The organism is Myxococcus dinghuensis (genome assembly GCF_024198235.1).
Lineage (GTDB): Bacteria > Myxococcota > Myxococcia > Myxococcales > Myxococcaceae > Myxococcus > Myxococcus dinghuensis.
In genome coordinates this window covers 79227-87525 of sequence record NZ_JAKCFB010000036.1, presented here as the reverse complement: position 1 = coordinate 87525, position 8299 = coordinate 79227, and the positions used below count along the sequence as shown (strand labels likewise).

Sequence of the window (8299 nt, the reverse complement as noted above, 5' to 3'; positions counted from 1 at the left end):
CCGCGCCGCGAGCGTCAGCCCCGCGCCCACCAGCGCCGCCACGCCCCCGGCCAGCGCCGCGTGCGCGGGCAGCCCCTCCACGCCGCGCACCGCCAGCTCCGCCACCGCGCGGAACTGGTGCGAGAACGGCGCCGGCAGCGCCTGCGAGCCCAGCCCGTAGGCGCGGGTGAGCAGCAGGTACGCGGGCACGCTCACCACGGAGCCCGCCAGCACGCCCACCAGCTGCGCGACGAGCATCCGCGTGGGCGAGGCGCCCAGCAGGTGCCCCGTCTTGAGCGACCACATGCTCACGCCCGTCTGCGCCGCCGCGCCGGACACCACGCCGCCCGTCGCCACGTTCGGCGCCACCGCGCCCGGCAGCGCCACGCCCGACGCCACCTGGGCGAGCTGCCCCACCTGCGTCACCGGCGACACGTCCACCTGCCCCGCGCCGCGCGCGCACACCGCGCACAGGGGCAGGAGCACCAGGAGCGCCAGCGCGCCCTGCGCCAGGCTCAGCCCGAAGAGCCCCACGCCCAGCCCGAGCGTCGCCGCGCCCGCCACCCCGCCCGCCACCAGGGCCCAGCGCGGCACGCCCTCGCCGCCGCGCAGCGAGCCCAGGTCCCGGGCCGCGCCCAGGAAGTCCCGCGCCTGCGCCAGCAGCGACACCAGCGCCGAGCCCACCAGCAGGCCCACGCCCGGCCACGTCAACCACTCCAGCCACGCGTCGTACCCCGCGCCCGCCACCACGCCCGCGCCGGAGAGCCACGGCGCGAGCACGCCCCACGCCACCGCCGCGCCCAGCAGCATGCTCACGCCCAGCCGCAGGCCGGACATCATCCCCACCGCCACCAGCATGGGGCTCCACGCCACGCCCCACGTCAGCGACGCGGCGGACACCCCGCCCAGCGCGCCCGGCGCCTCCGCGAGCCCCGGCAGGCGCTTGAGCACGTCCCTGAGCAGCGTGAGCCCCGCGGACACCCCCCCCGCGCCCGCCAGCCAGAAGCCCCGCCCCGTGCGCGCCTCGTCCCCGGCGGCGTGCATCGTGGTGATGAGCTCCGCCGTGGTGATGCCCGTGGGGAACGCCAGCGCCTCGTCCAACAGCAGCCGTCTGCGCAGCAGGTGCGCGGCCAGCACGCCCAACACCCCCAGCGCCACGCTCCACGCGGCCACGCCCACGCCCGGCACCTGCATCCCCAGCAGCGTCAGCGCGGGCATCGCGCCCAACAGCCCCGCCGCCGCCGGCATCGCGCCCACGGACACCGCCGCGGTCTGCGTGAGGTTGTTCTCCAGCACCGTGTACGGCGAGCCCCGGCGCCGCGTCACCGCCGCCAGGCCGCCGAAGCCCAGCACCGCCGCGGTGACGGAGCCGCTCTCCCACCACCCGAGCTTCAGCCCCATGTACACGTTGGTGACGGCCAGGAGCGCGCCCACGGCGAGCCCCATCCCCAGCGCGCGCGCCGTCAGCTCCCGCGACCGCGCGGCGGCGGGCGCCCCGGCCCGCGCGGGCATCCTCAGGAGCGGCGCCTCGGGGGACTCGGGGATGGAGGAGGTCATGGGGAGCGAGCTTCCCACGGGCTCGTTCATCGCGCCGCCTCGGCGGAGCGCCCCACCAGCTCGCGCAGCTGGGTGAGGTCCAGGGGCTTGGAAATCTTCAGGTTGGGCACCTCGCGCAGGAAGGACACGGTGCGCGGGGTGAAGGCGCCGCCCGTCATGAACACCATGCGCCCGGCCTGGTCCGGCACGGAGCGGCCCAGCTCGTGGTACAGGTCCATGCCCGTCATCCCCGGCATCATCACGTCGCAGAGGATGAGGTCGAAGCGCACGCCGTCGTTGAGCAGCCGCAGCGCCGCCTGCGCGCTGTTGGCCGTGGCCACCTCGTGGTCCGCGGCCAGCGAGCGCTGCAGGGCCAGCGTCACGTTGGGCTCGTCGTCCACGACGAGGATGCGCGCCCGGGCGTTCACGTGCACCGCCGGCGTCATGCGCGGCACCACCTCCAGCTCGCGCGTGGCCGCGCGCAGCACCACGCGGAACGTGCTGCCCTGGCCCGGTTCGCTCTCCACGTGGATGGAGCCGCCCATGGATTCGATGATGCCGTGGCAGATGGACAGCCCCAGCCCCGTGCCCACGCCCACCGGCTTGGTGGTGAAGAACGGGTCGAAGATGCGGTCCATCACCTCCGGCGTCATGCCCACGCCCGAGTCCTTCACCTCCACCAGCACCCGCCCGCGCTCGCCCGAGCGGATGACGACGCGAATCTCGTGCTCGAGCTCCGGCGTGCGGTCCTCCGGAATCGCCTGCGCCGCGTTGAGCAGCAGGTTGAGGAACACCTGGCACAGCCGCGACTCGCTCGCCTCCACCGGCGCCACCGGCTCGAACTCCGTCACCAGCCGCGCGCGGTGGCGGATGACGTTGTCCGCCATCTTGCACGCCAGCTCCACCGCGCGGCGCACGTCCACCGGCATCAGCCGCACCTCCTGCTCGCCGCGCGCGAAGACCTTCAGGTCGCGGACGATGGTGGCGATGCGCTCGGCGCCCTCCGTCGTCTCGCGCACCAGTTGCTGCAGTGACGCGATGGCCGCCGCGGGCACCTGGCTCTCCAGCTTCTCCAGGCCCTCGCGCACCAGGTGCAGGTTGACGAGCATGTACGCCAGCGGGTTGTTGATTTCGTGCGCCACGCCCGCGCCCAGCGTGCCCACGGACGCCAGCCGGTCCGCGACGACCAGGTGCGCCTGGAGCTGCTTGCGCTCGGACGTGTCGCGGTGGACCATGATGTTGGCGATGGCCCGCCCCTCGCTGTCGCGCAGCGGGACGACCACGGACTCGCACCAGCAGGTGGTGCCGTCGCGGCGCCGGAACTCCAGCTCCCCCGTCCAACGCCCCTGCTTCTCCAGCCCCGCGAGCACCATGCCGGTGAGCCGGTCCGCCTCGCCCGGGTGCAGCACGCTGAAGAGCGTCTGCCCCAGCGCCTCCGACTTGTTGCGCCCGAACATCCGCTCCGCGCTGGCGTTCCAGTCGATGATGCCGCCGTTCAGGTCGGTGATGACGACGCCGTCGTAGATGCTCTCGAAGATGAGCGCCTGGCGGTTCAGCTCCTGCTCGGCCTGCTTGCGCGCGGTGATGTCCATCACCGTGCCCGTCACGCGCGCGGGGTTGCCGGACACGTCGCAGAGCACGTCGCCCTTGCACGAAATCCACCGCCACCCGCTGCCGGGCGGCTCGATGCGGTACTCCACGTCCACCTGCGTCTTGCGCTCCAGCGCCATGGCCAGCGCCTCGCGCACGTGCGGCAGGTCCGCGGGGTGGACCACCTCCTCCAGGTCCATGGCGCGCCCGGAGAGCTTGCCCACGGGCAGCCCCAGCAGCCGGTCCACCTGCTCGCTCCACGTCACGCGCCCCGAGGACGCCGTCCAGTCCCAGATGCCCACGCGCGCGGCGGACAGGGCCTGGCGCAGCTGCTCCTCGCGCGGCTCCAGCACCTCGCGCTTGGAGAAGCGGAACACGGTGACGGTGCCGATCTGCAGCCGGTCCCCCTCCTGCAACTCCGCCGTGGACACCGGCGTGCCGTTGAGCAGGGTGCCGTTGGTGGACTCGAGGTCCGTCACCTGGCAGGCGCCGTCGGGCGAGCGGAAGATGCGGGCGTGCTTGCGGGACACGCCGTGGTCGTCGATGCGGACCGTGGCCTCCGTGCCCCGGCCGATGATGTGCTCACCCTGCTCCAACCGGAACGCCTTGCCGATGGCCGCGGGTGTCGTGGTGCTGATGAGAATGAGACACGCCCCCGTCGAGGACGGCGGAGCCAGGGCCAGCCCCGCGCATGTCGTGAGGTCATCCAGTGTCGTCATGAAGAGGCCCCCCGGCCCCCACGCGTGCCCAGCCCTTCGCCAACCCAGACCGTCGCCACACGTGGTGTCACGTCCTGAGAATCCAACAGCCCTGGGAGGCGCCGTCCAACCACCCCGGGTGATGCGTGTCCCGAGCATACGCCAGCGGACATCTGGCCAGCCCCGGCCCACCCGGGGTGACGGGTGGTGAACGCACAGGTGGGATTGGCGCGCCGCGGCTATCACTCCGGGCCCGGCCCGTGCAGCGATGGAGTCGGGGTAGGTGCTAGGGTGTGCCGCACTCATGGCCGCCGCGGATTCCGAGAGCACGTTCCGCATCCAGGCACGCACGGACCACCTCCCGGGTGCCGAGCGTGGACGCGGGGAGGCGGCGCGGCAGGAGCGCGGCCCGGGCACCCTTGCGGGTGAGTACCTCCTCAAGGCGCTCCTGGCGTCCGGCGGGCACGGCAGCGTCTACGAGGCCGAGCACCGCATCCTCGGCCGCCGCGCCGCCGTGAAGGTGCTGCACCCGCACCTGGCGGATCAGGGCGAGATGCTCAAGCGCTTCGTGCGCGAGGCGCGCGTGGTGAACCAGATTCGCCACCCCAACATCGTCGACGTCTACGACTTCGGGCTGATGCCGGACGGCAGCCCCTACTACGTCATGGAGCTGCTGACCGGGCGCACGCTCGGGCAGGTGGTGCAGGAGCGGGGGCGGCTGTCGGCGTCGCGCGCGCGGGCGTACCTGGAGCCCATCTGCGGCGCGCTGGAGGCGGCGCACCGCGCGGGCGTCGTCCACCGCGACCTGAAGGCCAGCAACATCATCGTCGTCGAGGAGGGCGAGAAGCCCCGCGTGAAGCTGCTCGACTTCGGCATCGCCAAGCTCTTGCACGCCGAGCCCGCGCAGGAGGGCCTCACGCTCGCCGGTCAGCGCCTGGGCACCGCGCACGCCATGGCCCCCGAGCAGTTCCGCGGCGGCCCCATCGGCCCGGGCACGGACATCTACGCGCTGGGGGTGCTGCTGCACCAGCTGCTCACCGGACGCTACCCGTTCCTCTGCGAGGACCGGATGGAGCTGGAGCGGCTGCACCTGGAGGCGCCCGCGCCCAGGCCCAGCGCCATCGCGCCGGTGTCGCCCGCGGTGGACGTCGTCGTGCTGCGCTGCCTGGAGAAGGACGCCGCCCGGCGCTACCCCAGCGTGGCCGCCTTCCTCGCCGCCCTCTCCGACGCGGCCGAGGAGCCGGTGCAGCCCACCAGCCACACGCGCCTGGCCCTCGCCGTCCACGCGGAGGTGCTGCTGCCGTCCACCGCGCAGGACGACGACGCGATGTACGCGGTGCTGGCGGACGTGCTGGACGGGCTCGAGCAGGGCCTGCGGGGCGCGGGCTTCCTGCTCGCCCTCCAGTCCGGCACCACGCTGCTCGCGGTGCGTCCACTGGAGGACGGCGCGCCCACGCCGGAGCGCACCCAGTACCTGCGCGAGGCGGAGCGCTTCCTGCGGCTGTTGCAGCAGACCGCGGAGAAGCTCGCCGAGCCCGCACGCGCCCACGTCCAGCTGTGCGTCCACCTGGGACAGGCGGAGACCCGCGGCGACTCCAGCGAATCCGAGGTCGTCGGCGGCCCGGTGACGGACGTCGCCGCGTGGCGGCTGCGCGCCCCGGAGGGCTTCGCCCTCACGCCCGCCGCGACGTTGGCTTTGGAATTTCCCGAGCCGGCGTAGCCCTCCCCGCAATCACCACTTGTCGTTGAATCCGGGGCATCCAGGGACCTCGCAGTCCTGGAGGTCACACCCTGACTGTCAGGGGTCCGACCTGATAGGAAAAGTTTTACCCTGCGGTATTCACATAGGCGGCAGCGGTACCCAATCTTGTGGGGCCCATCAGTTTCAGCGTCATTTTTTGGGGTTGCTGAAACGAGGTGGGTGTCCAGGTGGTCAGCCAGCGCTGACCACCCCACACGGGGGAATCGTATGCGCCACGCCTCATCCTCGCAGTCGAGTCACGACAACACCGCGGTCCCGGGCCGCGTCCTCGGCAGGTGTTCATGGGTCGGAGCGCTGTGCGGGCTCCTGGGGTTCGGCGCGGGGTGCGGGGTCGACGACCTGACGCCGACGTCGGGCGAGGAGGTGCGGAGCACGCAGGCCGCGCAGCTCTCCGACAACGGCCTGTCGACGAACGGCCTCTCCACCAACGGCCTGTCGACGAACGGCCTCTCCACCAACGGCCTGTCGACGAACGGCCTCTCCACCAACGGGTTCGCGACCTGGTTCAACCAGGATCCCACCACCGCGGACTCGGTGATGCACTACGTGGTGACGTGCGCGGCGGCGTCGACGGAGACGCGCACCTTCACCAACCCGGTGACGGGGGTGACGTACACGTGGACGGGTGGGCTGGGGCTGGCGCCGGCGTGGGCCAACGGCAGCCCGGCGACGGACACGGAGAAGCAGGTGGTCTCCGCGTGCCTGGCCGCGCACGCGAACAAGTACGGGCTGCACGTGCCCATCTCCGTGCTGGGGCTGAGCGCGAACGCGAACCTCCCCATCCCGTACACGGCAGGGGAGCTGACGACATACCCGGAGAAGGAGGCGTGCTTCTTCGGCAACCTCTTCGACGGCACGGGGGTGTTCGCCGCGGTCGACCAGTCGTTCCTGGCGGCGGACAAGAGCACGCCGCGCACCTGCGGCCTGGCCTCCAGCTCCGGCCAGACGGACTGCGCGCCCATCATCCAGGCGGGCACGTGCGCCTCGCTCTGCACCCGCGCGAAGGACGGCGCCGGCCAGGACCTCCCCTACTATTCGTCCTGCACCTACAACGGGACGCAGTACCGGCCCATCACCACGCGCATCCGCGCCGCGGAGATCTACCAGTGCGGTGACGGCGTCTGCCAGTTCACCGAGCGCTGCGGCACGGGCACCACGGCGCTCTCCTGCCAGGCCGACTGCGGCGCCTGCGCGCCGTGACACCGCCGTCCCGCCGCTGACACTGTCACCTGGTCGACCTCGCGCCGGCGCCCCGCGCACCGGACCTGCGCATCCACCCCCACGGGTCGTGCTAGCGTCGGCCCATTCGCAGGGTCGGGCCGGAGCCATCCTCACGCGGGGGGAAGGCACATGACGGGTCTGCAGGTGCTGGACGCCCCCGAGGGAACCCTCATCGCCGGCTACACGGTGGAGCAGTGGCTGGGCGCGGGAAGCTGTGGCGTGGTGTACCGCGCCCGGCGGGGCCGCGAGGTGGTGGCGCTGAAGCTCCAGTCGCTCGAACACCTGGGCGGCTGGGCCGGACGGGAAGTCGCCATCCTGCTGCGGCTGTCACACCGAAACGTCGTGGGCTTCCGGGACACCGGCCTCCATCCCGTGGACGCACCCGAGTGGCGCTACCTGGCCATGGAGTACGTCCACGGGCGCCCCCTCGCTCAATGGCTGGAGGAGGAGAACCCGGACGCCCACGGCGTGGCGAGGCTGGCGCTGGGACTGGCGCGGGGACTGGAGGCGGCGCACGCGGCGCAGGTGCTCCACCGCGACATCAAGGAGTCCAACGTCGTGGTGCGGGAGGAGGACGGGACGCCGGTGCTGCTGGACTTCGGCGTGGGCGACTACACCGGCGCGCCCCTGCTGTCCCACGAGGCGCTGCCGCCGGGCACGCCCCGCTACCGGAGCCCGGAGGCCCTGACCTTCTCGCGCGCCTGGCCGCTCGGGCGCTACCAGCCCACGCGAGGGGATGACCTGTACGCGCTGGGGGTCGTGCTCCACGGGATGCTCACCGGGCGACCACCCTTCCCCGACGCGGAGTCCCCCGAGGGCGTGGACGCGGTCATCCACCAGCCCCCCGCGTCCCCCCTCGAGCACAACGCCCGCGTCCCGGAGGCGCTGGCGGCCGTGTGTCTGCGATTGCTCGACAAGCGGCCCGACGCCCGGGGCAGCGCGACCGCGCTGTGCGCGGCGCTGGAGGCCTGTCTGTCCTCGTCCGGAGAAGCGGGCTGGCAGGTGCCCCTGCGCGACGCGACGACGCCCGGAGCCCCGCCGGCCCCCGCCGAGCCCCGGACCTGTCCCGTGGCGGGCCTGGCGGAAGATTCCAACGACGCGGCGGCCCCCCGGATGCGCCGGCGCGCGCCGAGCCTCGTCGTCCACGCGCCGCTGGCGTGGCGGCGCCCGCAGTCCCGCGCGCTGGCGCACACGGTGGCGATGATGGGCGTGGGGATGAGCCTGGCGGGCGGGCTGTGGTGGGCGGGTACGTGGCGGCCCTCGCTCGGGGCGACGGGGCTGGGGGGGCTCGCGCTGGAGCGCGCCCGCGACACGCCGGGCCAGCCTGCGCCCCGAGGCCCGGCCGCTCCGGACCAAGCATCCGATCTCCAACGGTGACACGCGCCCCGGCGCAGATGGCCGTCGACTACCCACCTGCGCACGCGTGGTGCGAGCGTGTCCCCGACAACCGCTCCTTGCCCGGCATCGCTGACCGGTGTTCACTTCATGCGTCCATCCCGACCCGGGCGGCCCG

General features: G+C 73.3%; 5 protein-coding genes. 3 read left to right on the top strand and 2 right to left on the bottom strand.

The window, feature by feature from the left end:
* On the bottom strand, positions 1-1536 hold a 1536-nt coding region (locus LZ198_RS33225; RefSeq protein WP_253976153.1), incomplete at its 3' end, for an OPT/YSL family transporter.
* Positions 1537-1562: 26 nt separating this feature from the next.
* Entirely contained in the window at positions 1563-3824 is a 2262-nt protein-coding gene (locus LZ198_RS33220; protein ID WP_253976152.1) for a PAS domain-containing protein, read from the bottom strand.
* 283 nt (positions 3825-4107) lie between these two features.
* Between LZ198_RS33220 and LZ198_RS33215 the strand changes: the two genes are divergently transcribed.
* From LZ198_RS33215 to LZ198_RS33205, 3 genes are all read left to right on the top strand, one after another.
* On the top strand, positions 4108-5523 hold the full coding sequence (locus LZ198_RS33215) for a serine/threonine-protein kinase (protein ID WP_253976151.1): 1416 nt from the start codon (positions 4108-4110) through the stop codon (positions 5521-5523).
* Between the two features lie 249 nt (positions 5524-5772).
* Positions 5773-6765, top strand: coding sequence for a hypothetical protein (locus LZ198_RS33210; protein ID WP_253976150.1), 993 nt, complete (start codon positions 5773-5775; stop codon positions 6763-6765).
* A gap of 150 nt (positions 6766-6915) precedes the next feature.
* Complete coding sequence (locus LZ198_RS33205; RefSeq protein ID WP_253976149.1) at positions 6916-8163, top strand: serine/threonine-protein kinase; 1248 nt, start codon at positions 6916-6918, stop codon at positions 8161-8163.
* The last annotated feature ends 136 nt before the right edge of the window (positions 8164-8299 follow it).

Excerpts from the sequence above, each read along its gene's own strand:
- LZ198_RS33210 (WP_253976150.1), top strand. The coding sequence starts at position 5,773 with ATGCGCCACGCCTCATCCTCGCAGTCGAGTCACGACAACACCGCGGTC.
- LZ198_RS33220 (WP_253976152.1), bottom strand. The coding sequence starts at position 3,824 with ATGACGACACTGGATGACCTCACGACATGCGCGGGGCTGGCCCTGGCT.
- LZ198_RS33215 (WP_253976151.1), top strand. The coding sequence starts at position 4,108 with ATGGCCGCCGCGGATTCCGAGAGCACGTTCCGCATCCAGGCACGCACG.
- LZ198_RS33205 (WP_253976149.1), top strand. The coding sequence starts at position 6,916 with ATGACGGGTCTGCAGGTGCTGGACGCCCCCGAGGGAACCCTCATCGCC.